We start from the raw sequence: 25,670 nt of genomic DNA, 5'->3' as shown, positions 1-25,670 counted from the left end.
TTGAACTCGCCGAAATACTTCGTAATCGCTGCCGTCAAGGACGTCTTGCCGTGGTCAACGTGCCCAATCGTCCCAATGTTGACGTGCGGCTTGTTCCGCTCAAACTTACTCTTTGCCATTTGATGCTTCCTGTGAACGTAATAGGTGACCCCGGCGAACCGGTTTAGTGCCGCCGTTTAAGGCTTTAGCTGAGAATGTGCAAGACATAATTATCGGCCTCGCCGTGAACAGGAGGCCTCGGCAGATCCGGAGCAACCACAACTCGTTTTGCCAGGCTTTCCGCTGCGTTGGGAGGATTATCTCCCGAGTGATCCATGCGTGCCAAATCGGCTCAAAGCTGCTTTTTTCGGTTTGGATGCTGCTTCGGAAAACATCGCGCCTGATATAGCCGAAAAGGCGGTGGCATGACGTCAACACGGCGTATATGAAAGTGGAGCGGGTAGCGGGAATCGAACCCGCGTATTCAGCTTGGAAGGCTGCTGCTCTACCATTGAGCTATACCCGCGGGCTTGTCCTCGGCGACGGAATGGTGGAGGGAGTTGGATTTGAACCAACGTAGGCTGAGCCAACGGATTTACAGTCCGTCCCCTTTAACCACTCGGGCATCCCTCCTTATTCCAATCGGACCGGAGGACCAAGCTGCGAGGCCTTGAAGCGTTGCCGCCCCTCGACCTGCGCCGCGTATATGACCGGACCAATTCCTGATGTCAACACGAAGAAATTGGAAAAAACACGAAATTTTTCGAAGGCAACAGAAAGCCTTGCTGCTTAGCTCTAGGCGCGAGCTCCTGACGCCGCTAAGAAGGAATAATGAGAAAAGATGACAAACAGGGCGGCAAGCCCGCTGACGAAAAGTCGGCAAAAGACACCCACTACGCCAACCTGAGGCGCGCTCACCGCGACGCAAAGCGAGAGCGTGGCGAGATCCCTACCCCGTCCTTTAAGGACAAGCGATCTGCCAAAGAATGGAAGCCGGCGCCAATGCCAGCTGACCACGTTTTCCTCTATGGCTTACACACGGTCAGGGCTGCCCTCGACAATCCTCAAAGGCGCAACATCCGCCTTCTTTCCACACGCAACGCGCTTGAAAGACTTGGCATCAAAGAAGACGCCGCGGATCTGCCTGTTGAAATCGTTTCTCCGCAAGAGATCGACAAGCTTGTCGGACCAGATGCCATACATCAGGGAGTTCTCTTGGAGACGCATCCCCTTCCCGCTCGTCGGTTGGAGGCCCTGAAGGAGAGCCCGCTCCTGCTCGTTCTCGATCAGGTGACGGACCCTCATAATGTGGGAGCTATTATGCGATCCGCCGTCGCGTTCGGCGCCGGCGCAGTAGTCACCACACAGAGACATAGCCCGGCCGAGTCGGGTGTTTTAGCCAAATCAGCATCCGGTGCGCTGGAACTCATTCCATACATCCAGATAACCAATCTTGCCGATGCTTTGGGAGAACTTCACCGCCTTGGCTTTGTCTCTATTGGCCTTGATTCGGAGGGACCTGAGCCGCTTGAAGGCACTTTCTCCGGTGAACGCATCGCGCTCGTCCTTGGATCGGAGGGGAAAGGGCTGCGCCAAAAAACGCGCGAGACCGTCCATGCTTTGGCACGCCTTGATATGCCGGGCGCCATCAAGTCGCTAAACGTGTCGAACGCGGCCGCCATTGCAATGTATGCAGCACGCATTCATCTAAGCCGTCGTGAAAAGTGATGAACCGAAGTTGGGTGGCCGCCGTATGAAGATCCAAAAGCGCAATGGACATTAGCCATTGAAGCCAAGGCGAGGAAAGCGACCAGATGCATTTACGTCCCCTCATATTCGGGATTCTTTTTATCGGGATATTTGTTGCCTTAATTTTGAGCCTCATGTGGGTGGATAACACCCATCCTGTGCGGGAGCAAAACCCCCTGGCACCGACTGGCAATGGTCAGGTCGCCCCTGGCGGCGGCGCGGCCGTGCAGCAGTAGATTTCGTTAACGGAACCACCTGACGCGGCCGGCGTTTTACCGGCCAGACAACAGGGAAAAATCACATGCGAATAATGATCGCAGTCGTTGCTTTTATGATCGTGTCCGTTTTGAGTATCGCTTACGTCGGATCTTCAGAAGCAACCGGTAACGGAAATAAACTCGAAGCCAGCGTCAATGACAGCACGCAATAAGCTTGGCTAACCGAGACCGAAAATAAAGTCGTCAACGCCTGAGAATTTTGCTTTACACCTCGGTAGAATCTGGTATTTGGCACGCATGCCCTTGTAGCTCAGTTGGTAGAGCACCTGATTTGTAATCAGGGGGTCGCGGGTTCGAACCCTGCCGGGGGCACCATCCTTTCAATATGAACAATTTATTTGTCATCACGCGTCTATTCGGTTGGGAATAGGCGCGAAAATTCGTCGCTTGTCTTCGACGAATTGGATAAGCTTGCAGACATGATTTAGGCATGTCGCGCGCCGCAGGTTGGCGCCGGGGCTGAGGACAATAAAAGGGTGATGCATGCGGCGTGTGTCGGAAAAGCTGTGCTTTGTTGCTTCTTCGGCCAGTGAAGCCATGGATGCGCGAGAAGAACTAATTCGTCTTTACGGCGACGTCGCTCTCGAAGACGCCGATGTCGTCGTCGCATTGGGCGGTGATGGCTTCATGCTGCAGACGCTGCATAAGACGATGAATTCAGACAAAGTCGTTTATGGGATGAACCGCGGCTCTGTCGGCTTCCTCATGAATGACTACCGCACGGACAATCTACATGAGCGGATCGCGACCGCCGTGGAAAATGCTTTTCGCCCGCTACAGATGACCACCGCCAACATGGACGGAACAAACTCAACAGCGCTGGCGATCAACGAAGTCTATCTCTTTCGTCAGTCCTACCAAGCCGCAAAGCTGCGCGTTGAAGTCGATGGCGTCGTCAGGCTCGAAGAGTTGATTTGCGACGGGCTAATGGTGGCAACGCCGGCCGGTTCAACCGCGTATAACCTTTCTGCTCATGGGCCTATTCTGCCTCTTGAGGCACCACTTCTTGCCATGACGCCTGTCAGCGCTTACAGGCCCCGCAGATGGCGCGGAGCTTTGTTGCCCAACCGCGTCACCGTCGATATTCATCTTCTGGAAGTTGAGAAACGACCGGCGAACGCCGTTGCCGACAATACAGAAGTCAAATCCGTTCTGCATGTGCGGGTCGCACAGTCGGAACACCTCACGGCGCGGATTTTGTCCGATCCGAACCGATCCTGGTCGGACCGGATCCTTGCCGAACAATTCAGCGACTAATGCTGACCGCGGCCGGTATGGTCCGGCCGCAGGTGTTACGGAAGGCGCTCGCTATCGAGGCGATCGACCTCAATCTATGTCGTCGACCACAGTATCGGCTGCTCCACTGATGCGATGTGCAAGGGCAGCTTCCATAAATGGATTGAGTTCGCCGTCCAGAACATCGCCTGGTGCCGTGCTGGAAACACCAGTGCGAAGGTCTTTCACAAGCTGGTAAGGCTGCAAGACATAAGAGCGAATCTGGTGGCCCCAGCCGATGTCGGTTTTCGAGGCAGCTTCGGCGTTTGCCGCTTCCTCGCGCTTTTTCAACTCAGCCTCATACAAACGTGCTCTCAGCATCTCCCAGGCCTTGGCCTTGTTCTTATGCTGCGAACGCTCCTGCTGGCAAGCGACGACGATACCCGAAGGAATATGGGTGATGCGCACTGCGGAATCGGTCGTGTTGACGTGCTGTCCACCAGCGCCGGACGAACGATAGGTATCGATCCGGCAGTCGCTCTCATTGATTTCGATCTGGATCGAGTCATCGACGACTGGATAAACCCAGATGGATGAAAAGGATGTATGGCGGCGCGCATTGCTGTCATAGGGCGAGATGCGAACGAGACGATGAACGCCGGATTCGGTCTTCAGCCATCCGTAGGCATTATGGCCCTTCACCAGAATGGTCGCTGACTTGATGCCGGCTTCTTCACCATCATGGACTTCCATGACCTCGACTTTGAAGCCCTGCCGCTCTGCCCATCGTATATACATGCGCAGAAGCATGTTCGCCCAATCCTGACTCTCTGTTCCGCCGGCACCGGAATGAACTTCAAGATAGGTATCGTTGGAATCCGCCTCGCCCGACAGCATCGCCTCAACTTGCCGGCGCGCAGCCTCGTTCTTCAAGGACTTGAGTGATTCTTCAGCTTCCTGGACAATGGCGTCGTCGCCTTCTTCTTCGCCCATCTCGATGAGCTCGATATTGTCCTTCATCTGCTGTTCAAGCTGCCGAACACCGTTGATGCCATCATCGAGTTGCTGACGTTCGCGCATGAGCTTCTGAGCCTGCGCAGCATCGTTCCACAAATTCGGATCTTCGGCCTTGTTGTTTAACCAGTCCAGTCGTCTTATCGCCTGATCCCAGTCAAAGATGCCTCCTCAGCAGGGTGATAGCCTGCTTGGTTTCATCGACTATATTCTCAATTTCGGCGCGCATTTTCCTGCTTCTTCAGAAGTGTTTCGATGTAGTTCGTAGTCGCTGCGCGTGGTGCTTGTTGAGATGCATTAACGCTGCGACATTTCAAATGGCTGACGGTCCATTGCTTTGGCATGGATCCGCCCGAGCGTGACATGCATTAGTGTTGGCGGCATCCTATGTAAAGCCCCGACCGTGGGAACTGCGCCAGCAAATGCCCGCCTTTGCCCGGATCTCAGACCTTAATAGAGACCACCACCACCGGATTGGACGGCCTGATTAGCCTGAGGCGACGTTTTGAGGATTTCTTCAGGATTGACGTTGTTGTCCATTCCAATGACCGAATAACGATCCGCCGGGCCCGTCCCCGGCTTGAAAGCCTCAACGATGGTATTGGGGTCGCCTTCGGCTGCGGCCATACCGGTTTTACGGTCGATAGCAATCAGGTTCATTCCGGCAGGGATGACGAATTTGGATGGCGGCATATCCTTGACCGCAGCTTGCATAAATTCGTTGAACACAGGCGCTGCGAGCGCGCCACCCGTTCCACCGCGACCAAGCGACGTTGGATTATCAAAGCCGATATAAAGACCTGCAACAAGATCAGGCGTAAACCCGACGAACCAAGCATCCTTTTCGTCGTTTGTCGTCCCGGTTTTTCCGGCAACATCGCGACCGCCTAGGTCCACTTTTCCAGCTGCCGTTCCGCGCTGAATTACACCCTGCATCATCGACGTAACCTGATAGGCGGTCATCGGATCGAGAACAGTCTCGCGCTTATCGACCACTTCAGGTTCAGCCTGGTTCTGCCATTCGCTGACATTGCAGCCTTCGCACACGCGTTCCTCGTGCTTAAAGATCGTCCGACCGTAGCGATCCTGAATTCTGTCGATCAAGGTCGGCTTGATCTGCTTGCCGCCGTTGGCAATGACCGAATAAGCAGAAACCATGCGCAACACGGTTGTTTCACCCGAACCGAGCGACATCGCCAAGACTGGCATCATATGATCGTAGATTCCGAAGCGGTCGGCATATTCGGCAACCACATTCATTCCAAGATCATTGGCAAGACGAACCGTCATTCGATTTCGCGAATGTTCGATGGCAAAGCGCAGAGTATTGGAGCCACCGCCCTCGCCTTCGTAATTGTCCGGACGCCAAACCTGTCCGTTTCCGACCTGAATTTCCAACGGATCGTCGTTGACGACCGAAGCCGGCGTGTAGCCGTTATCCATTGCGGCGGCATAGACAAAGGGTTTGAAGGACGAACCCGGCTGGCGCATTGCCTGGGTAGCGCGATTGAACTCCGACTGCGAATAGGAGAAGCCGCCGACCATTGCCAGTACACGTCCAGTCTTCGGATCCATCGCAACAAGGCCGCCAGCGACCTTAGGGGGCTGCTGAAGACGATAGGATTTCGACGTATCATCGCCAAGGCGCGAGACAAACACGACGTCACCAACCTTCAATACGCCGGAGGGCGATTTTGCCGCACGACCGCCGCTTGCCGGACGATAGGCCCACTGCATGTTTTTGGCGCTGATCACGCCGCGCACGCGTTCCGCGGAGACTTTGCCGCCGCCATCCTTGCCCGGCTGCAATCCGATATCGACACTATCGTCCGATACGGCGAGAACCACTGCGAGCTGCCATTCGGGAACATCCCCGTAGGACGGAACGGCAGCCAAGGCTGGACCCCAATCGCCAGTCGTGCTGATGGTCGCGATCGGGCCATGAAAGCCTCGACGCTCGTCATAGGTAATAAGGCCGTCCTGGAGTGCCTTTCGTGCCCAGAGCTGCATTTGCGGGTCGAACGAGGTACGAACCGATAGACCGCCTTCCAGCAGCATTTTCTCACCGAACTGATCGATGAGCTGGCGACGAACGGCTTCTGCGAAATAGCTTGAGCCCTGAAGCGAGGGGCCATTGCTTCGGCTTGTCACGCCCAAAGGCTGCTTTTTCGCATCGGCCCCATCCTCTGCGCTGACATAGCCGTTCTCTACCATACGGTCGATGACCCAGTTTCGGCGTTCGAGAGCAGCGTCTGGATGGCGGAATGGGTTGTAGTTTGCGGGCCCCTTCGGAAGAGATGCAAGATAGGCGCACTCTGCGATGGAAAGCTCGGTAACCGGTTTGTCGAAATACGTAAGAGCGGCGCTCGCAATGCCGTAGGAATTCAGGCCAAAGAAAATCTCGTTCAGATAAAGCTCGAGGATCTTGTCTTTCGAATAGGCCTGCTCGATCCGGAAGGAGAGGATCGCTTCCTTGATTTTACGGTCAATCGTTTGATCCGATGTCAGAAGAAAGTTCTTGGCGACCTGCTGCGTAATCGTGGAAGCACCGACAGGGCGTCGCCCGGAGCCGAAATTCTGAAGATTGACGAGGATGGCGCGCACGAGACCGGACATGTCGATGCCGGGGTGATTGTAGAAATTCTTATCTTCCGCCGAAAGAAAAGCAGCCTTCACACGGTCGGGAACAGCCTGGATCGGAAGAAACAGCCGACGCTCCTTGGCATATTCGGCCATCAGCGCCCCGTTGCCCGCATGAACACGCGTCATCACTGGCGGCTCGTAGCGGCTCAGAACCGCATAATCGGGAAGGTCCTTCGAAACCTCGGATATATAGACGGCAACAACCACCGCGATGCCGAGAAATACGACACATGCCGCTCCGAAGAAATATCCGAATATTCTGATCATCTTTAAGCTACCGGTCCGATTTCCATATCGCGGTTCAACAATCCGCCGCAAAATGCGAGAGAGCGCGCAGGCGACTTACTCTAATAGCCTTGGCGTCACAAGACGTTATCGCCTGATACGAGAGACAACGCACCACTTGAGTGTTAGCCGTGAGTAAAGGCGCCAATGTGAGGAAAATAGGGCTCCAATGCCCTATTCCAGCAATATGCGCTCATTTGCTGTTTTCCTGTCGCATCAATGACACGGATTTAACCACCATTTGTGGCAAAGGCCACCTTATATTGCTTGATCGCATTGGTGAGCAGCCCAGCAATCTTATCCCTCCACGCCGGATCCACCAACAATTTTTCATCCTCGGCGTTTGACAAAAAGCCTAGCTCCAAAAGGATAGAGGGAATATCGGGGGCCTGCAGAACCCGAAAGCCCGCATGTCTGTGCGGATTGTTGATCGTACCGACCTGATCTTTGAAGGACGAGAGCACATTTTGCGCCAAGGAAATAGAAAAAGCCTGTGTTTCACGGCGGGTGAGATCCATCAAGATATCGGCGACGACGGGGGGCTCTGAAACGGCTTGTTTGCCGGCAACCTGATCCGAGTTGTTTTCTCGATCGGCCAGTTCGGCGGCAAGTTTGTCCGAAGCTTTATCGGAGATCGTGTAGACGGTCGCACCACGAATATCCTTTTGCTTCAGCGTGTCCGCATGCATGGAGACGAAAAGCGATGCATGGTGCTGGCGCGCGATTTCCACCCGCTCGGACAAGGACAGGAATGTGTCGTCGTCACGCGTCAGGAATGCTTTTATTCCGGATTCTTGATTGAGGTGCTCAACAAGAGCTTTTGCGAAGTTGAGCGTTACGTCTTTTTCAAGCGTCTTCGTGTCCGCGCCGATTGCACCCGTATCAATGCCGCCGTGCCCTGCATCCACCGCGACAATGAAATCGCCGGGAGCTGAGGAAATGACCTTTTCCTTGACAGTTGAGCTCGCGTCATCTTGCGCCGAGGGCTCGCTCCATGACTGATTTTTAGAGAGTTCAGCAAGTTCCTCTTTGGTCGTGATCTCGGCATCGAGAACGAGACGGAATCCCTTTGCGTCTTCGTCCGCTTGACTTCGCGCCATGCCAATTTTGACTGGCTTGATTGGCGTCAACACGATGCGCGCGCTGTTTTCATCCATTGCGCCATAGCGGATGTCCTTGAAGAGACCCTTCGCAGGAAGATCCTTCGGCGGAAATCCAAACGCCGTTGCGGGAAGATCTATGACGATCCGCTCCGGATTCGTGACGTAATGAATGGAAAAGGAAGGTTTCCGGTCGAAATCGATCACGATACGCGTTCTTGCATCGTCCCCGACGATGCGCGCGCCATAAGCCAACATGGACGGCGTCGAAGGCTCAGCGCCGAACACTGGTGCAGCGAGGCAAACAAGGGAAAACAAAGCGGAAATTGCAGCCATTGCAAAGGTTCTCGCCCTCATGCAACCGGCTTTGCACCCGAACATGCGTGTCAACAATCGCCACCCAATTCAAACTGAAAATCAATAATTCCGCTACCGAGGCGCGCATCGATCTCCCGTCTGTCCAGAGATCGATTAAGGGACCGACTCGCGCGCCTTAAGCCCTCCCCTTCCCATGGCTTTGTAAATTCATCAATATTATGGCGGGCTTGGCTTTTTCCTTGCTATTGTTACATAGAAAACATACAACGAATTAAGAGTAGAGCGTTGACGGGACAGAATCGCGTAAAGGCTGCCAAAGCACTGAACTGGCGCCAAGAACGAGAGTCGTCCGCCGTCTAATTCGCCTCCACTCTTGCAACTGGATACTGAATTTGCGTCTTCACAAAGCGCGAATTCATCGGTGGGAGCCACCAAATTCATCGGGTCGTTTGGCCCTCATATTGTCGATCTCGCTTGGTCAGAATGGTGTCGTTGCAGGTCCTATGTAAAGTTTGCAAGCCCCGGGAAAAAGTTTTCCCCGCCGCTGCTGGACTGCTGTTTTATACACTTGATTACAAGCGACCTTCACCATCCGGCGCGGCTGTAACAAGCCGTATGCCCGCTCGGCAGCGTTCTGTGGAACGTACCAGCCGCNGTTTGCAAGCCCCGGGAAAAAGTTTTCCCCGCCGCTGCTGGACTGCTGTTTTATACACTTGATTACAAGCGACCTTCACCATCCGGCGCGGCTGTAACAAGCCGTATGCCCGCTCGGCAGCGTTCTGTGGAACGTACCAGCCGCGGGTTGCGCCGAGGAGCACAATTTACATGGCAGACAAAATGCTTATCGATGCGTCTCACGAGGAAGAGACGCGCGTCGTTGTCGTTCGCGGGAACCGCATAGAAGAATTCGACTTCGAATCTGAGCACAAGAAACAGATTCGCGGCAATATCTACCTTGCCAAAGTGACAAGGGTAGAGCCCTCACTGCAGGCAGCCTTTGTCGATTATGGCGGAAATCGCCACGGCTTTCTGGCGTTCGCTGAAATTCACCCGGACTATTATCAAATTCCGCTGGCAGATCGCCAAGCGTTGCTTCGTGCGGAAGCAGAAGAAAATCGCCGGGACGACGACATCGAGCATGTCGAGACGGCTCGCCCCGATCCCGCTACGCAAGATCAGCCAGATGTCGGGATCGTTTCACGCGATGCCGCGGATGACGCCAAGCAGGCCGAGGCTGCACCTGAGAAAGAAGCTAGCGCCGAGGCTGTCGCGACAGAGCAGCCTGAGGCTGTAGAAACTTCCGCACTCTCAGAGGTTGAGGTCACCGAAGAGCCCGCAGCGCCTGCCAAGAAGAAGCGCGCACCGGCAAAACCTCGCCGCAGCCGCAAGAAAGTAGCAGAGGAAGCTACGGCAGCAGACGCATCCGCCGATGTGAGCGAAGAACAGCCTGCAACGCCGTCTGACGATCATTCGAGCGAAGGTGGCGATGATGGAGACACCGGCGGGAAGTCGATGGCTGCCATGGTCGAAACCGATACGGTTTCGGAAGATGTCGATGTTGCAAAGCGGCATGCCGAAGACGATGACGACGACGATCATGACCAGGAAGAGGAAGTGATTGAATCCGTCGGCGCCGAAGATGCCATGGAAGAAGTTCCTGATCGCGTTGTTCGCAAGCCCCGCAAGCAATACCGCATTCAGGAAGTGATCAAGCGCCGCCAGATTTTGCTGGTGCAGGTCGCCAAAGAAGAACGCGGCAACAAGGGTGCCGCGCTCACAACCTATCTTTCTCTGGCTGGGCGCTACTCCGTTTTGATGCCGAACACCGCACGTGGCGGCGGCATATCCAGGAAGATCACCAACCCTGCTGACCGCAAGCGTCTGAAGGAAGTTGCCCGCATTCTGGAAGTGCCACAAGGCATGGGCGTGATCCTGCGGACCGCCGGTGCCAATCGCACTAAGGTCGAAATCAAGCGTGACTTCGAATATTTGATGCGGCTTTGGGAAAATGTCCGCACCCTAACACTGGCCTCCACTGCGCCGTGCCTCGTGTATGAAGAAGGCTCGCTCATCAAGCGGTCGATTAGAGATCTTTACAACAAAGACATCAGCGAGATCGTCGTTGCGGGTGAAGACGGTTATCGTGAAGCCAAAGACTTCATGAAGATGCTAATGCCGAGCCATGCGAAAGTGGTTCAGCCCTATCGCGATATCCATCCAATATTCTCGCGCTCCGGCATCGAAGCACAGCTTGACCGCATGCTGCAGCCGCAGGTTACGTTGAAGTCGGGCGGCTATCTGATCATCAACCAGACGGAAGCGCTGGTTGCTATCGACGTCAACTCCGGTCGGTCTACCAGAGAACACTCTATTGAAGATACGGCGCTCCAGACCAACCTTGAAGCTGCGGAAGAAATTGCACGTCAGTTGCGTCTTCGCGACCTTGCCGGTTTGATCGTTATCGACTTCATCGACATGGAAGAGAAGCGCAACAACCGCGCTGTCGAGAAGAAACTCAAGGAATGCCTGAAAAACGACCGCGCTCGAATTCAGGTGGGACGCATTTCGCATTTCGGTCTTCTGGAAATGTCGCGTCAGCGCATTCGTGCATCCGTACTTGAATCGACGACGCAGGTCTGCCAGCATTGCGGCGGAACCGGCCACGTTCGCTCCCAGTCTTCGATCGCACTTCATGTGTTGCGCGGCGTTGAAGAATATCTGCTCAAGAACACGACGCACGATATCAAAGTACGGATGACGCCCGACATTGCGCTTTATCTGCTGAACTACAAACGTCAGACGATCGTTGATTACGAAGCCCGCTTCGGTGTTGCAATTCTGATCGATGCCGATGCGACAGTTGGCTCGCAGCATTTTGCGATCGATCGTGGCGAGCCGGTGGAAAATCCCGTCAAGATCGAAACGCTCTTCAACTTTGCCCCCATTGAGGACGAAGATGACGACATCGTCATCGAAGCCGATGAGGACGAAGAGGACATTGAAGAAAAGGAAGCGCCCGTCGAACAGGCCCGTTCCGAAAGTGACGGCGAAGGTGACGGGAATAATCGGAAGCGCAAGCGCCGCCGCCGCCGTCGTGGACGCAACAATGGCAACCCAGAGCAGACAGCCGGCGCCGCTGAAGACACAACGTCCGATGAGAGCTCTGACGATGACGAGGGCGACGGCGAGGACGAAGCCGCCCCGACAAGCGAAAGCGTCACAGCTGGAGAGCCCGTTGAAGCGACCGAAAGCGAAGAGAATAATCGTCGCAAGCGTCGTCGTCGCGGCAAACGCGGCGGACGTCGGAATCGGGAAGAAGGTGGAGAACTTTCTGCCGAAGGCGGCGATGACGGCGAGGATAGCGACACACCGGAAGCAGTCGTTACGGCTTCGAAAGATGCCGAACCAGCGAACTCACTGCCTTCGGAATTGGTTGCTAGCGAGCCTGTAACAGAGGAAGCGCCAGTAGAGGCAAAGCGTCCGTCTAAATCTGCGCGGCAGGCTCGCTTGAAAGAAGAGCGGAATATAGGCGAAAGCGCTCCTCCACAGTCCGTTGAAGACACGTCGACACAGACTGATCAAGCCGGGTCGGAAGAGCCCAAGACCGCGCGCGCTAACAGGGGGTCGAACATATCGTCCTCAGAGCCGACCGTGACATCGACACGGACCGAGGGCGAGCCGGAAGGAAAGCCGAAAAAAGTAGGTTGGTGGCAGCGTCGCGGTTTCCTCTGACAAGAGCTTGGTTTGAATGGGAAGCTTCAAGCGATGCTTGAATGCGCGCTCCACGTTCAGCTTATTTTGTCTTGGTCACGCTGATCTCTTCTAATCTACCCTTCGGCTTTCGTAAAAGTCGATATGGCTTGCCCGCTGCCTAAAGTCTGACCTAGCGGCTTGAAGACATGTTGAATGCCAAAATAAAACCCGGCTGATCATCCAGCCGGGTTTCTACGTTCTAACCGTTGCGTATCAGCGACGGGAGCGGCAGACTTCGCGCTCTTGGGCACTCGCTCTGATCTGACCGCGACGGATATCCCGGCAGCGCTCAGGTTGAACGACAATAATCGAGTCGGATGACGTACTGCCTGTGATGCCACCATCGAGCGGAATGGCAAGACCGGAAGATTCCTGGTCCGTACTCGTGCCGAGGGGTGGGCTTCCGTCGAACCGTCCACTGGAATCCATATTCAGATTGGATTGAGCGTAAAGCGCACTGGTGGAAGCCAGAAGCGTCAGCGAGACTGCAATAGCGAGCTTATACATGGAAGGACGCCTTTTTAATTGGGTGCCGAATGCGATGCGTCATATGAATTTGCGAAGCGTACAGGCGTCGTCGGAAAGCTTCCGCTTGTGATGATCGATGCCGCTCGCAAGGTTCGCATTTATAACGCAGCTAGTCTGCGGTTGTTCCGCGGCGCAGTCGGAAGTGCGGCTTTTTCATGGCGACCATTTGTCTCGCCGGTGACCGGTTGTCCTCCAATCTTGAATCATGGAACTCTCTTAGATCATTGATCTGTCTTGTTTAAGCGAGCCAAGACGCAATCCGCTCTACTGCCTCTTCAATGTCCTCCGGCGACCCTGCATAGGACATGCGGATCGTTCGATGTCCTTCGACAGGATCGAAATCCAGGCCAGGCGTGGTCGCAACATCAATGTCGATCAGCATTCGTCGGGCGAAGTCCATGCTGTCATTCGTGAAACGACTGACATCGAGATAGGCGTAAAATGCGCCGTCCATAGGAGACCCTAGATCGAGGCCGATCTCTCCCAGGCGCCGCAGCAGATAAGACCGGCTTTGCGCGTAGCTTGCCTTGAACTGCTCAAGTTCTGCCGTCGATGTTAGTGCTGCACCCGCCGCGATCTGGGATAGTTCCGGAGGGGAAATGTAGAGACTTTGCGCCACACGTTCGATGGGTCTTACAAGCCGTTCTGGCAAAATCATCCAGCCGATCCGCCAGCCGGTCATGCAATAATATTTGGAAAAGGAATTTATGACGATAGCCTCGTCCGTGAGTTCCAACGCGCTGGTCTCCTGCCCTTCGAAGGTCAACCCGTGATAGATTTCGTCGGAGATAAAAGCGATCGAGTTCCTGTCGCAATAGGAGGTCAGCGTCTCAAGCGCGGCCCTGCCCGTTACGGTACCCGTGGGGTTGGCTGGGCTCGCCAGCAACACGCCTTTGATCCGATGTCCGGCCTCTCGTTGGACAGCTTCCAAGCTTTCCGGCGTCAGCGTGAAATGCGTTTCTGCCGAGACCGGCACCTCTATAACCCGTAGGCCAAGTGCCTTGAGAATATTGCGGTAGGCCGGATAGCCCGGCCTCGCTATCGCAACTGCATCGCCTACATCGAAAAGTGTCAGGAATGCGAGGTTGAAGGCAGCGGACGAACCTGTCGTTAGCGCAATGCGGGCCGGATCGACAGAAAGGCCATATCTGACCTCATAATGCCGGCTCAGGTTTTTACGCAGTTGCGACAATCCAAGCGCGTCGGTATAGCCGAGGCGGCCAGCGGCCAAGGCAGCCTGCGCCGCCTCAAGGGCAGCGCGCGGTGCGGGGTGTGAGGGTTGGCCGACGGCAAGCGATATGACCGGTCTGCCGGCCGCACTTCGTCGGGTTGCCTCGGCCAGCACATCCATCGCGTGGAAAGGTTCTACTTCGCTGCGCCCTGAAATTGAAAACACTGGGATTTGATCCTCTTTCCGCTTGCGACCTGACCCTTGCCGCAAGAATCGCTTCATCACAATGCCGCGAACTCGCGTTCGCCCTGAATTTTGCCTTTCTGACGCCATAAGTCGTCCTAGACATGACTTACGGCGCCGTCTAAGCGTCTATACAGCTTTATTCGCTCAAAATTTCAAACGAGGACGTTATGATCAAATCCTTCACGACGCTGACCGCTCTTGCTGTTGCGGCGGGCGTTGCCTTTGCTCAGCCAGCCCGCGCGCTGGACGACCAACAGAAGAAGGAAATGGGCGATTTCATTCGCCAGTACTTGATTGACCATCCGGAAATCATGATTGATGTCCAAGCTGCGCTTCAGAAAAAGCAGGAAGAGGCGCGCCTGCTCCAGGCCAACAAATCGATTGCGGACAATCATGATGCGATCTTCAAAGCAAAGGACGACGCGGTTCTGGGCAACCCGAATGGCGACGTCACGATCGTCGAGTTCTTTGACTATAACTGTACATATTGCCGCCATGCGCTGAGCGATATGAAGGCTATGCTCGACAAGGATAAAAATGTTCGTTTCGTATTGAAGGAATTCCCGATTCTCGGTCCGGAATCCATTGCCGCGCATAAAGTCGCCGAAGCCTTCAAGACACTTGCGCCGGAGAAATATGCCGATTTCCATATCGCGCTCTTGGGCAGCGATGGCCGGGCCGACGAAGATTCGGCCTTGAGCGTTGCAAAGTCGCTTGGCGTCGACGAAAAAAGCCTGCGGGCGGAAATGGCCAAGGACAAAGGTGCAGCCTCAGTTCAGCAGACATACGAACTCGCTCAGAGCCTCGGGATTTCCGGCACGCCGTCTTATGTCATCGGCAATGAACTGGTTCAGGGCGCTGTTGGGTTCGACGATCTGGAAACCCGCGTCAAGAATATGCGCAGTTGCGGAAAGACGAGCTGCTGACAAGATCAAGCCACTGCGCCTTGTATGCACAGCTGCTTTCAGCGCCGTGGCCTTCCACATCTCGGGGGGCTTTCCATCGGCATGCCATGAGTCTATAGGTGGCCATTCACGCGTGAGCTGGAACCGTCTATGTCGCAAACGATCTTTGTCCTCAACGGACCAAACCTGAACATGCTGGGCAAAAGAGAGCCCGGTATTTATGGGGGGAAGACACTTGCAGACGTCGAGTCCGAATGTGCCGTTGCCGGACGTGATCTTGGCCTTGCGGTCGATTTCAGGCAAAGCAATCATGAAGGCCATCTGATCGACTGGATCCACGAAGCAGGTGCCAAGGCAATTGGCATCGCCATCAATGCAGGCGCTTACACGCACACCTCGATTGCTTTACACGACGCTATCAAAGCGATCTCAATACCAGTGGTTGAGGTTCATATTTCCAATGTGCACGCGCGTGAAGAATTTCGCCACAAATCCATGATTGCACCTGCCTGCAAGGGTGTTATCTGCGGGTTTGGGGTCCATAGTTATATATTGGCGCTGAACGCGCTGAAGAACCTCACCTTATAAAAAGAAAACAGGGCAGAGACTCATGGCTGACGAAAAAAAGACGGGTATTGATCAGGCGCTGATCCGCGATCTGGCGAACATCCTCAACGATACCGATCTTACGGAAATCGAAGTCGAACAAGAGGATCTTCGGATTCGTGTTTCGCGCTCTGCGCCGACACAATATGTTCAGGCGCCTATCCCAACCGCTGCCTATGCGCCTCCTGCTGCCCCTGTTGCTGCAGCGCAAACTGCCGCCTCGGCGGCGGCCGCAGCACCGGCGCGTAACCCTGCTAACACAATCAATGCCCCGATGGTTGGCACTGTTTACATGGCGCCCGCCCCTGGCGCACGTCCCTTCATCGAAGTGGGTACCTCCGTCAAAGAAGGACAGACACTCGTTATCATCGAAGCGATGAAAACCATGAACCAGATTCCGGCACCTAAATCCGGGAAGATAACGGAAATCCTCGTTGAGGACGGAATGCCGGTTGAATTCGGTCAACCGCTCGTCGTCATCGATTGAGGCTAGCGAAATGATTTCGAAAATCCTCATAGCAAATCGCGGCGAGATTGCGCTTCGCGTTTTGCGGGCTTGTAAAGAGCTCGGCATCCCGTGTGTTGTTGTGCATTCGACCGCAGATGCGGACGCCATGCATGTCCGGCTTGCCGACGAGAGTGTATGTATTGGCCCTCCGGCTTCGCGCGACAGTTATCTGAATATCCATCAGATCGTTGCAGCTTGCGAAATAACCGGCGCTGACGCGGTTCATCCTGGCTATGGCTTCCTCTCGGAAAATGCCAAATTCGCTGATATTCTCGATGCGCACGGCATTACCTTCATTGGTCCAACCGCTGAGCATATTCGCCTCATGGGCGATAAGATCACGGCAAAAACCACGGCCCAGGCGCTCGGTATTCCCGTCGTCCCCGGATCTGATGGTGAGGTGAAGACCGAGGAAGAGGCGCTTCGCACGGCAGCGTCGATCGGTTATCCCGTTCTCATTAAGGCGACGGCTGGCGGCGGTGGCCGTGGCATGAAAGTGGCCAAGAGCGAAGACGATCTGATTGAAGCATGGTCAACCGCAAGAACCGAGGCGGCTGCAGCGTTCGGTAATGACGCCGTCTATATGGAGAAGTATCTCGGCAAGCCGCGTCACATCGAAATCCAAGTCTTTGGAGACGGTGCAGGAAACGCGGTGCATCTCGGCGAGCGCGACTGCTCACTCCAGCGTCGACACCAGAAGGTTTGGGAAGAAGCAAATTCCCCTGCCCTTAATGTCGAGCAGCGGATGAAGATCGGTCAAATTTGCGCTGATGCAATGATGAAGCTGAAATATCGCGGCGCAGGGACCATCGAATTCCTCTACGAAAATGGTGAGTTCTATTTCATTGAAATGAACACACGTCTGCAGGTGGAACATCCGGTCACCGAAGCCATTACGGGTATCGATCTTGTGCACGAGCAGATCCGTGTCGCCTCCGGCGGAGGTCTGTCTGTCCGGCAGGAAGACATCAACTTCCAGGGCCACGCTATCGAGTGCCGCATCAACGCTGAAGATGCACGTACATTCGTTCCCTCCCCAGGCACCATCACGCATTTTCATGCTCCGGGCGGCCTTGGGGTTCGTATCGATTCGGGCGCTTACCAGGGCTACAAGATCCCGCCATATTACGACAGCCTGATCGGGAAGCTGATCGTCTTCGGTCGTACGCGAGTCGAATGCATGATGCGTCTGCGTCGTGCCTTGGACGAGTTCGTGGTGGACGGCATCAAGACAACCCTACCGCTTTTCCAGGATCTCGTGGAGAACCAGGATATCGCCAACGGCGATTATGATATCCACTGGTTGGAAAAGTATCTCGCTGAATCAAAGCCAGCGGCATAATCAAACGATGGCGGGCAAGCGCAGCCGATATTCTGGCATTACACCGGAAATTCTGCTGCGCGCCTATGCCATTGGCCTATTTCCAATGGCAGAATCCGCCGACGATCCCGAAATTTTTTGGGTAGAACCTGAATTGCGCGGGATCTTGCCGCTGGAAGGCTTTCACATTTCAAGAAGCCTTGCGAAGGCGGTGAAGAAGAGACCGTTCGAGATTAAGTTCAACAGCAATTTTGATGCTGTGATCGAAGCCTGTGCGGCAGAAACGCCGGATCGCCCAAACACCTGGATCAACAAAACCATTCGATCGCTCTACTCATCCTTGCACAGGATGAACCATGCCCATTCTGTTGAGGCGTGGGAGGGTGAAGAGCTTGTTGGCGGCCTTTATGGCGTGTCGCTCGGGTCCGCATTTTTCGGCGAGAGCATGTTTTCACGCCGGACGGACGCGTCGAAAATCTGCCTCGTACATCTTGTCGAGCGTCTGCGGTCGCAATGCTTCACCTTACTCGACACGCAATTTACGACTGAACATTTGAAAAGCTTCGGCGCTATCGATGTCCCGAAAGATGAATATCGAGAGCTTCTCGAGGCTGCTATGGCCTCGCCACATCTCAATTTTTAACTGTAGATGCTCTCTTGTTGTCTTGTTTGGGTAGTTGTGAACTTGTATTTTTCTACTAGAGGCTGCGTTCGCTGGCCTTAGCTGTGCCTCGTGATCTAAGCTGGCGTCCAGTTTCTGAGGCTTGGCTGGCAAAGTCGTTCGATGTTCGGGGGATATTGTCTTGAGGCTTTTTGTGAGCGCCTTGATCGGCGGTCTGCTTTTGCATGCGCCATCTTACGCCATGTCGTATCACGAGGCCTTTCCCGCAAGACAAACCGATCAGTCTGACGGACAAAAGATTCTCGACAGGCTCGATTATCAGCGCGGCAGCATTAAAATGCCGGGCGCGCCCGCTACGTTGAACATTCCGTCAAACTTCAATTTTCTTAATGCGGCTGACGCACGCACTGTCCTTGTGGATTTATGGGGCAACCCGCCACGCGCTGCGGACAATGTCCTGGGCATGATCTTTCCGTCGAGATACGATCCTTTGGATGATCACAGCTGGAGTTCGGTGGTTCAATACAATGCGGACGGCTATGTCTCCGACAAGGATGCCCAGACGATCGATTACAGCGAACTCCTTGAGCAACTTAAAACTGCAACCAGCGAGTCAAATAGCGAACGGCGCAAACAAGGTTTTGAACCGATAAGATTGGCGGGTTGGGCATCGCCGCCGTTTTATGACATCAAGAATCATACGTTGCATTGGGCTCGCGATCTTATTTTTGGAGAGGGAGGTCATGAGGCTCACGTCCTGAACTACTCTGCGCGGATATTGGGTCGCGAAGGCGTGTTTCAGTTCAATTTCGTTGCCGGCCTTGATCAGCTTGACGAGATTAAGAGCGCCATTCCCAGCGTTACGAAGCTGGTGACATTCGATAAGAATAAGCATTACGAAGACTATGCAGAAGGCGATAAGGTGGCCGCCTACGGAATGGCCGGCATGATTGCTGCCGGCGCAGGTGCGAAACTGGTTGCTAAGGCGGGAATTGCGGCTGTTGCGTTGGGCTTTCTCAAGAAAGGCGCGCTGTTGGTCGTGCTGGCGGCCGGCGCCGTCATGCGCTTCTTTCAAGGTCTCTTCTCACGCAATAAGACGCCGACAGACTGACCAGGGCCTTTTCCTTTGGGCAAACATGGCTGACTGCGGCCAAATCAAAAGCGTCGCCCGCGCGCTGATGCTTACTTTGCCTTTGCCGTATCCGGCGGCGGAACGTCGGAGTTCATTTTGCAATCTTTAAGCCAGATGTCATAGATGGGATGCTCTACGGCATTAAGGCCAGGGCTATCGGCAAACATCCAACCCGTAAAGATACGCCGGATCTTTCGATCAAGGGTAATTTCGTCAACCTCGACGAAGCCATCTATCTTCTGTGCTTCCGACTGATCGCGCGAGTAGCAGGCGCGCGGGGTGACTTGAAGCGCGCCGAACTGTACCGTCTCGTTCACGTAAACATCGAATGTCGTAATGCGCCCGGTAATCTTGTCGAGCCCCGAAAAAACGGCGACTTTATTCTCGATACGAGCAGCAGCAGCCTGGCCGGCGAGAAGCGGCGAGCACAGCACCAGCAGCATTCCGGTGATGCGCATGGCGAAAAGCTTCATATTGAGCCGTCTCCGACAGAAAATAAAGGACAGCCGCTTACTGCGGCTTGTCCGGCCTAAGGTTCAAATGTGGCCAAATAGGGAGCTTCTTCCTCGATGGAAAAACCCTTATTGCTTGATGATCAGGCGCCAGGTGTCCACGCGTCGTAGTCGCCCGTAACACGAGGACGCTCGCCATGAGCGGCAACAGAGCCCGGCGGACGGTAAGCCTGGGGTGACCCCGTCATGTTGGGATTGTGGGGCTTCTGCCACTCGCGAGCTACGTAATTTTCCTGGCTCGGAGGAACGTTGGTGCGGTGATGCATCCAGCCATGCCAGCCAGGAGGAATCGCTGACGCCTCTGCATAACCATTATAGACAACCCAGCGCTTCGGCAGACCGTAAGAGGAAAGTGGTCCCTCGTAATAGACATTTCCAAATTCATCTTCACCGACGCGCTTCCCAAAGCGCCAGATCGCAAAGCGCGTTCCAATGGTTGCGCCGTTCCACCAGGTGAGGATTTGCAGCAAGAACTTTGGCATGTCTTTTCCTTGGAGCAAGCCCATACACATGGGCTGAGCATGATAATCTAGTCGCTTATGCCGCTGCCGGAGGCGAATGTCCAGCTTTTCCCGGTATCTGCGGCGTCATTTCAATCGCATCTTGAAGCCAAGATGAGAAGGCGCAAAACCGATCCGTTCGTAAAACCGATGTGCGTCCGTGCGCTTCTTGTTGGAGGTCAATTGAACAAGACGCAATCCGCGCTTTTTGGCGTCTTCAACGGCATAAGCAATCATCGCTGCACCTATACCCCTCCCCCTTAGATCGGCGCGCGTCTGGACCGCCTCCACGATTATGGATGACGACCCGCGTCCCGTCATAGAGGTTGTGATCGTCGTTTGAAATGTACCGGCAACCGTTCCATCCAACTCCGCAACATAAAGCGTTTCATGAGAGGATGCCGAAATACGCTCGAAAGCGGCGATGTAATCCGGCAAGGCGGCGGCATCGGTGGTATCACCGTGACCGCCGACTTCATCGGCCGCGAAGAGTTCGACGACAGCCGGGATGTCATCCTCGGTAGCTGGGCGAATCGTCAGATTTAGGAAGCTGCTCATCCGTGCCTCCTGTTCAGCGGCTTTTCCATGATCAGGAGCTCCGCCAAATCCGCGTCCTTAACCCGGTCCACTTCAGTGAACCCGTGCGTTAGATAAAAGCTGACGGCAGCAGCGTTTTGTTCAGCGACCTCCAGTCTCATGATTTCCGCATCGGGAAAGCAGCTTTCCAGCTCGGCAAAAAGATCCCGCCCAATCCCCTGCCGCTGGCAGGACGGCAAAACATAGAGCTGATGGAGGATCGCCGTCTTCGCCATTTTTTCGGACATCGCCGCATAGGCGACACCGCCGAGACGCCGGCCATCGTCAGCCACGAGAAACTCTCCCGATTTGCTTTCGATGCTGCGACGAATAGCAGAAGCCTGATGCCAGACGGACGTCAGCGCTTGTACCTTCTGTGGACCGTAGATTGCGTCATAAGTCGCGTGCCAGGTTTCGCGAAGGACGCGACGAATCGCTTCAACGTCGCGTTCGCTTGCGGTTCGCACAAAGTAGGCCATAGGCGCCTCCTGTTGTAAGATATTGCCAGGAGGAAGCGTCCCCTATTCCTCAATACCAAGCTTTGCTTTCACCAGCGCCTGAACAGCCTGCGGATTGGCTTTACCGCCGGTTGATTTCATCACCTGACCGACAAACCAGCCGGCGAGCGTCGGCTTCGCCTTCACCTTTGCAACCTGATCCGGATTGGCTGCAATGATGTCATCGACCGCCTTTTCAATGGCGCCCGTATCTGTGACCTGTTTCATGCCGCGGCTGTCAACGATCTCTACCGGATCGCCGCCTTCGTTCCACACAATCTCGAACAGGTCCTTGGCAATTTTACCCGAAATCGTTTCCGACTTGATGAGATCGATGATGGCGCCGAGCTGAGATGGAGAAACAGGAGTCTCTTCAATGGTTTTTCCGGATTTGTTCAAGGCGCCTAGCAGGTCGTTGATGACCCAGTTGGCAGCCATTTTCCCATCGCGACCTTCTGCAAGCGCTTCGAAATAGTCGGCAATCGATTTTTCAGAAACCAGGACAGACGCGTCGTATACGGACAGGCCGAGCTCACGCACGAAGCGCTCTTTCTTGTCATCCGGCAATTCCGGAAGATCCACCTTCAACTCTGCGACAAAGGCGTCGTCAAACTCCAGCGGCAGGAGATCGGGGTCAGGGAAGTAGCGGTAATCATGTGCATCTTCCTTGGACCGCATCGAACGCGTCTCGCCTTTGACCGGATCAAACAGACGCGTTTCCTGATCGATGGTGCCGCCATCCTCAAGAATGCCGATCTGTCGGCGTGCTTCGTATTCAATGGCCTGACCGATAAAGCGGATAGAGTTGACGTTCTTAATCTCGCAGCGCGTACCGAAAGCCTCGCCTGGCCGGCGAACCGATACGTTGACGTCGGCGCGCATGGAACCTTCGTCCATGTTGCCGTCGCATGTGCCGAGATAGCGAACGATCGAACGAAGTTTCGTCATATAGGCTTTGGCTTCGTCCGACGAGCGCATGTCGGGCTTCGACACGATTTCCATCAATGCCACGCCCGATCTATTGAGATCGACATAAGACATTGTCGGATGCTGGTCGTGCATCGACTTACCAGCGTCCTGCTCAAGGTGCAGACGTTCGATCCCGATTTCGATATCTTCGAACTGACCCTGCCGGTCCGGGCCTAGAGAGATGATGATCTTGCCTTCGCCGACGATCGGATCCTTATATTGCGAGATCTGGTAGCCCTGCGGAAGGTCAGGATAGAAATAGTTCTTACGATCGAACACGGAGCGATTGTTGATCTGTGCTTTCAAGCCAAGACCCGTTCTCACGGCCTGCTTGACACACTCTTCGTTGATCACCGGAAGCATACCGGGCATCGCCGCATCCACCAACGAGACATTGGCGTTCGGTGGCTTTCCAAACTCGGTAGACGCTCCCGAAAAGAGCTTCGAATTGGAAAGAACTTGCGCATGGACCTCCATGCCGACGATGACCTCCCAGTCACCGGTAGCACCAGCAATAAAGCGTTTCGGATCGGGCGTGCGGACGTCGACAATAGTCATCTGATGCTCTTACGAAGGGCTGTTTCTTTAAATCGTCAGGTAAAGGAAATGACCTGATGGCGCAAGACTTTCAGCGCTCAGCCATTCCCGGTGTAAAGATCGCTCTCGCTACCGGCGAGATTTTTAGACAGGCTCACTGTCGGAACGTCCCGATCAAGTGCCGGATTATAAGCTACGGTCAACGCATGGATCGCATATCCATGCTTTTTGAAAAAAGCGATGGCGCGCTCGTTGCCCGAGTGGGTGTCGATCAAAGCGCTGTCGAAGCCTTGCGCAGCGATATCGGCCTCAATTCTGTGCAGCAGGAGGGAGCCGTAACCTTGGCGAAAAAATCCTGGCTCGATCCAGAAATCTGAAATGGTCGCATCCTGCGTCTGTCGTGCCGCCCAGCCAACGATCTGTCCTGCATCTTCCACCACGGTAATCGTGCGCCAGCCATCGGCGGCGAAAACGTCGAATGCATCGCGGGCAGCCTTCGCCATAGCTTCCGTTTCGCCAATGGCTTCGATCGCCCGGCGCCAGGCGCGCATTCCTATCTCAGCGACAAGCTGCGCATCGTCTTCCCTTGCAGGACGAATACCGATCAATCGCGACTACCTCATCGAATGCAGAGCGCGCCCACGATTTCTGTGTTGAAGCCATTAGCGCGGAGGCGGAAACTGGAAGACACATAATCAAGAAGAACCCTGATCTCCTCACTCAGGAGGTCATAGGCAACAGGCCTTGTCAAGCTATGGCGCTGGCGTCGAACGATCGGGGCGCAAACCGCCTCGACCAAAAAGAAACGGCGCCTCAAAAGGCGCCGCATCTGGTTTGACTTCAGCAGATTACCACCATTTCGACGGTGTAAATTTGCCGGCTGCTTGCTCTATAACGAAGGCCGTCTTGAACAGCGTTTCTTCATCGAACGGTTTGCCGATCAATTGTAGGCCAAGCGGAAGACCCTTCTGATCGAGCCCGGCTGGAACAGCAATGCCCGGAAGGCCGGCCATGTTCACGGTGACCGTAAAGATGTCGTTGAGGTACATCTTGACGGGATCGGAGGCGAGATCTTCATCCGCGACACCAAAGGCCGACGATGGTGTAGCCGGCGTGAGAATGGCGTCCACGCCTGCGGCAAAGACAGTCTCAAAGTCGCGCTTGATCAGCGTGCGTACCTTCTGCGCCTTAATGTAATAGGCGTCATAGTAGCCGGCCGAGAGCACGTAAGTGCCGATCATGATTCGACGCTTTACTTCCTTGCCAAATCCTTCAGCTCGGGTCTTTTCATACATGTCGACTATGTCTTTGCCATCAACGCGCAGGCCGTAGCGAACGCCGTCATAGCGGGCAAGGTTCGAAGACGCTTCAGCCGGCGCAACGATATAATAGGCAGGCAGGGCATATTTGGTGTGCGGAAGGGAAATATCGACGATTTCCGCGCCAGCGTCCTTCAACCAGGCAATGCCGCGTTGCCAGACGTCGTCAATCTCCTGCGGCATGCCATCGACGCGATATTCCTTCGGAATTCCGATCTTCATACCCTTCAGCGATCCACCGATGGCGGCCTCGTAGTCAGGCACAGGCAAATCCGCAGAGGTGGTATCCTTCGCATCGACGCTTGCCATCGACTTCAGCAGGATTGCGGCATCGCGAACATCACGTGCAATGGGCCCGGCCTGGTCCAACGAAGAGGCAAAAGCAACGGTGCCGTAGCGTGAGCAGCGACCATAAGTCGGCTTGATGCCAACTGTACCCGTGAAGGCAGCCGGCTGTCTAATGGAGCCGCCGGTGTCCGTCGCCGTTGCGCCAGCGCAAAGATGCGCAGCAACGGCTGCGGCCGAGCCACCCGATGACCCCCCCGGGACAAGCTGCTGGTTGGAGCCCTGCGCCCGCCAGGGATTGATGACCGGCCCATAATATGACGTCTCGTTCGACGACCCCATAGCAAACTCATCCATGTTGAGTTTGCCGAGCATGACGGCGCCGTCGTCCCATAAATTCTGCGTTACGGTCGATTCGTAACGTGGTTCGAAGCCGTCGAGGATGTGGCTGCAGGCCTGCGTATGAACGCCAACAGTCGCGAAGAGATCCTTGATGCCAAGCGGTATTCCCTCAAGATCACCGGCCTTTCCGCCCGCAATGCGCTGGTCGGACGCTTTGGCCATTGTGCGGGCGATATCGGGCGTCACCTTGATGTAGGCGTTGATCTGTTCATTGGCAGCCTCGATCGCACCGAGATAAGCCTCCGTCAATTCGACGGCGGTGATGTCCTTGCTGCGCAGCTTGGCGCGGGCTTCGGCAATGGTCAGGCTGGTGAGTTCGCTCATCTTATTTCTCAAATCGTCAAAGAGGACAGCAGGCGCAAGTCGGAGATCTTACTCAACGACCTTCGGCACCAGGAAGAAGTTATGGTCGGTGACGGGCGCATTGGCGACGATGTCTTCGGCTTTATTACCATCCGTCACCTGGTCCTGGCGCTTCTTCATCTCCATGGGCGTAACGGAGGTCATTGCCTCGACACCCTCGACATCGACTTCAGAAAGTTGTTCGACGAAACCGAGGATGCCGTTCAATTCACCCACCATCCGGCCAGCCTCGTCCTCGGTAACGGCTATTCGAGCAAGACGCGCAACGCGTTTCACAGTGGCAAGATCGACGGACATAGTCTTCTCCGGGTAAGTTGATAGTCCCCGCTATAAAGAC

Annotated in this window: 23 protein-coding genes and 3 tRNA genes; 10 read left to right on the top strand and 16 right to left on the bottom strand. The window is 54.9% G+C overall.

What is annotated here, in order from left to right; all coding sequences use genetic code 11:
* From VQ830_RS24960 to VQ830_RS24950, 3 genes are all read right to left on the bottom strand, one after another.
* Positions 1–119: GTP-binding protein (locus tag VQ830_RS24960; RefSeq protein WP_139108845.1), on the bottom strand; the 119-nt coding region annotated here is incomplete at its 3' end.
* Positions 120–431: 312 nt separating this feature from the next.
* Positions 432–505, bottom strand: a tRNA-Gly gene (locus tag VQ830_RS24955).
* Between the two features lie 22 nt (positions 506–527).
* Positions 528–612 (bottom strand) — tRNA-Tyr (locus VQ830_RS24950).
* Positions 613–810: 198 nt separating this feature from the next.
* Between VQ830_RS24950 and rlmB the strand changes: the two genes are divergently transcribed.
* The 3 genes from rlmB to VQ830_RS24935 all read left to right on the top strand — a co-directional run bounded on the left by rlmB (position 811) and on the right by VQ830_RS24935 (position 3,263).
* Positions 811–1,707 (top strand): 23S rRNA (guanosine(2251)-2'-O)-methyltransferase RlmB, encoded by an 897-nt coding sequence (gene rlmB / locus VQ830_RS24945; RefSeq protein WP_337270869.1) that lies wholly within the window; start codon positions 811–813, stop codon positions 1,705–1,707.
* 538 nt (positions 1,708–2,245) lie between these two features.
* Positions 2,246–2,321 (top strand) — tRNA-Thr (locus VQ830_RS24940).
* 168 nt (positions 2,322–2,489) lie between these two features.
* Positions 2,490–3,263 (top strand): NAD kinase, encoded by a 774-nt coding sequence (locus tag VQ830_RS24935; protein ID WP_337270868.1) that lies wholly within the window; start codon positions 2,490–2,492, stop codon positions 3,261–3,263.
* A gap of 69 nt (positions 3,264–3,332) precedes the next feature.
* Here VQ830_RS24935 and prfB read toward each other — a convergent pair.
* The 3 genes from prfB to VQ830_RS24920 all read right to left on the bottom strand — a co-directional run bounded on the left by prfB (position 3,333) and on the right by VQ830_RS24920 (position 8,620).
* Positions 3,333–4,464 (bottom strand): peptide chain release factor 2 gene (gene prfB, locus VQ830_RS24930; protein WP_337270867.1). Its coding sequence is split into 2 segments (ribosomal slippage): positions 3,333–4,394 and positions 4,396–4,464, totalling 1,131 coding nucleotides; the frame shifts between segments, so codons are not numbered across the junction.
* A gap of 221 nt (positions 4,465–4,685) precedes the next feature.
* The gene (locus VQ830_RS24925) at positions 4,686–7,145 is read right to left on the bottom strand and encodes a penicillin-binding protein 1A (RefSeq protein WP_337270866.1); all 2,460 of its coding nucleotides are present in this window, start codon (positions 7,143–7,145) and stop codon (positions 4,686–4,688) included.
* 248 nt (positions 7,146–7,393) lie between these two features.
* Positions 7,394–8,620, bottom strand: coding sequence for an N-acetylmuramoyl-L-alanine amidase (locus tag VQ830_RS24920; RefSeq protein WP_438618662.1), 1,227 nt, complete (start codon positions 8,618–8,620; stop codon positions 7,394–7,396).
* Between the two features lie 786 nt (positions 8,621–9,406).
* On the opposite strand from VQ830_RS24920, the gene VQ830_RS24915 reads away from it, so the two are divergent.
* Positions 9,407–12,313 carry an Rne/Rng family ribonuclease gene (locus tag VQ830_RS24915; RefSeq protein ID WP_337270865.1) on the top strand — a complete coding sequence of 969 codons (2,907 nt, stop codon included), beginning with the start codon at positions 9,407–9,409 and terminating at the stop codon, positions 12,311–12,313.
* 234 nt (positions 12,314–12,547) lie between these two features.
* Here the strand turns inward: VQ830_RS24915 and VQ830_RS24910 are convergent, their stop codons facing one another.
* Together VQ830_RS24910 and VQ830_RS24905 are read right to left on the bottom strand one after the other, a co-directional pair.
* Entirely contained in the window at positions 12,548–12,841 is a 294-nt protein-coding gene (locus VQ830_RS24910) for a hypothetical protein (RefSeq protein WP_337270864.1), read from the bottom strand.
* 259 nt (positions 12,842–13,100) lie between these two features.
* Positions 13,101–14,258, bottom strand: a complete 1,158-nt coding sequence (locus tag VQ830_RS24905; RefSeq protein WP_337270863.1) for a pyridoxal phosphate-dependent aminotransferase — start codon at positions 14,256–14,258, stop codon at positions 13,101–13,103.
* Between the two features lie 188 nt (positions 14,259–14,446).
* Between VQ830_RS24905 and VQ830_RS24900 the strand changes: the two genes are divergently transcribed.
* The 6 genes from VQ830_RS24900 to VQ830_RS24875 all read left to right on the top strand — a co-directional run bounded on the left by VQ830_RS24900 (position 14,447) and on the right by VQ830_RS24875 (position 19,352).
* A complete protein-coding gene (locus tag VQ830_RS24900) occupies positions 14,447–15,205 on the top strand; it encodes a DsbA family protein (protein WP_337270862.1) in 759 nt (252 codons plus the stop codon).
* Between the two features lie 129 nt (positions 15,206–15,334).
* The gene (gene aroQ / locus VQ830_RS24895) at positions 15,335–15,772 is read left to right on the top strand and encodes a type II 3-dehydroquinate dehydratase (protein WP_337270861.1); all 438 of its coding nucleotides are present in this window, start codon (positions 15,335–15,337) and stop codon (positions 15,770–15,772) included.
* Positions 15,773–15,794: 22 nt separating this feature from the next.
* The gene (gene accB, locus VQ830_RS24890) at positions 15,795–16,277 is read left to right on the top strand and encodes an acetyl-CoA carboxylase biotin carboxyl carrier protein (RefSeq protein ID WP_337270860.1); all 483 of its coding nucleotides are present in this window, start codon (positions 15,795–15,797) and stop codon (positions 16,275–16,277) included.
* Between the two features lie 10 nt (positions 16,278–16,287).
* Positions 16,288–17,640 (top strand): acetyl-CoA carboxylase biotin carboxylase subunit, encoded by a 1,353-nt coding sequence (accC, locus tag VQ830_RS24885; RefSeq protein ID WP_337270859.1) that lies wholly within the window; start codon positions 16,288–16,290, stop codon positions 17,638–17,640.
* A 7-nt stretch (positions 17,641–17,647) separates the two neighbouring features.
* Positions 17,648–18,262: a leucyl/phenylalanyl-tRNA--protein transferase gene (gene aat, locus VQ830_RS24880; protein ID WP_337270858.1), complete on the top strand. Its 615-nt coding sequence runs from the start codon at positions 17,648–17,650 to the stop codon at positions 18,260–18,262.
* A gap of 160 nt (positions 18,263–18,422) precedes the next feature.
* On the top strand, positions 18,423–19,352 hold the full coding sequence (locus tag VQ830_RS24875; RefSeq protein ID WP_438618658.1) for a DUF2167 domain-containing protein: 930 nt from the start codon (positions 18,423–18,425) through the stop codon (positions 19,350–19,352).
* Positions 19,353–19,423: 71 nt separating this feature from the next.
* Here the strand turns inward: VQ830_RS24875 and VQ830_RS24870 are convergent, their stop codons facing one another.
* The 8 genes from VQ830_RS24870 to gatC all read right to left on the bottom strand — a co-directional run bounded on the left by VQ830_RS24870 (position 19,424) and on the right by gatC (position 25,630).
* A complete protein-coding gene (locus tag VQ830_RS24870; protein WP_337270857.1) occupies positions 19,424–19,846 on the bottom strand; it encodes a DUF2155 domain-containing protein in 423 nt (140 codons plus the stop codon).
* Positions 19,847–19,968: 122 nt separating this feature from the next.
* Positions 19,969–20,367 (bottom strand): NADH:ubiquinone oxidoreductase subunit NDUFA12, encoded by a 399-nt coding sequence (locus tag VQ830_RS24865; protein WP_337270856.1) that lies wholly within the window; start codon positions 20,365–20,367, stop codon positions 19,969–19,971.
* 105 nt (positions 20,368–20,472) lie between these two features.
* Entirely contained in the window at positions 20,473–20,943 is a 471-nt protein-coding gene (locus tag VQ830_RS24860; RefSeq protein WP_337270855.1) for a GNAT family N-acetyltransferase, read from the bottom strand.
* Complete coding sequence (locus VQ830_RS24855; protein ID WP_337270854.1) at positions 20,940–21,440, bottom strand: GNAT family N-acetyltransferase; 501 nt, start codon at positions 21,438–21,440, stop codon at positions 20,940–20,942. Before VQ830_RS24855 ends, VQ830_RS24860 begins: the two co-directional genes overlap by 4 nt.
* A 42-nt stretch (positions 21,441–21,482) precedes the next feature.
* Positions 21,483–22,985, bottom strand: a complete 1,503-nt coding sequence (gene gatB, locus VQ830_RS24850) for an Asp-tRNA(Asn)/Glu-tRNA(Gln) amidotransferase subunit GatB (protein WP_337270853.1) — start codon at positions 22,983–22,985, stop codon at positions 21,483–21,485.
* A gap of 77 nt (positions 22,986–23,062) precedes the next feature.
* A complete protein-coding gene (locus tag VQ830_RS24845) occupies positions 23,063–23,572 on the bottom strand; it encodes a GNAT family N-acetyltransferase (RefSeq protein ID WP_337270852.1) in 510 nt (169 codons plus the stop codon).
* A gap of 240 nt (positions 23,573–23,812) precedes the next feature.
* Positions 23,813–25,294, bottom strand: a complete 1,482-nt coding sequence (gatA, locus tag VQ830_RS24840; RefSeq protein WP_337270851.1) for an Asp-tRNA(Asn)/Glu-tRNA(Gln) amidotransferase subunit GatA — start codon at positions 25,292–25,294, stop codon at positions 23,813–23,815.
* A gap of 48 nt (positions 25,295–25,342) precedes the next feature.
* Positions 25,343–25,630 (bottom strand): Asp-tRNA(Asn)/Glu-tRNA(Gln) amidotransferase subunit GatC, encoded by a 288-nt coding sequence (gene gatC, locus VQ830_RS24835; protein WP_337270850.1) that lies wholly within the window; start codon positions 25,628–25,630, stop codon positions 25,343–25,345.
* Positions 25,631–25,670: the final 40 nt, after the last annotated feature.

The organism is Oryzifoliimicrobium ureilyticum (assembly GCF_037199735.1).
Taxonomy (GTDB): Bacteria; Pseudomonadota; Alphaproteobacteria; order Rhizobiales; family Rhizobiaceae; genus Rhizobium; species Rhizobium ureilyticus.
The sequence above is the reverse complement of the archived record's forward strand: the minus strand, read 5'-3'. Positions and strand labels throughout refer to the sequence as shown.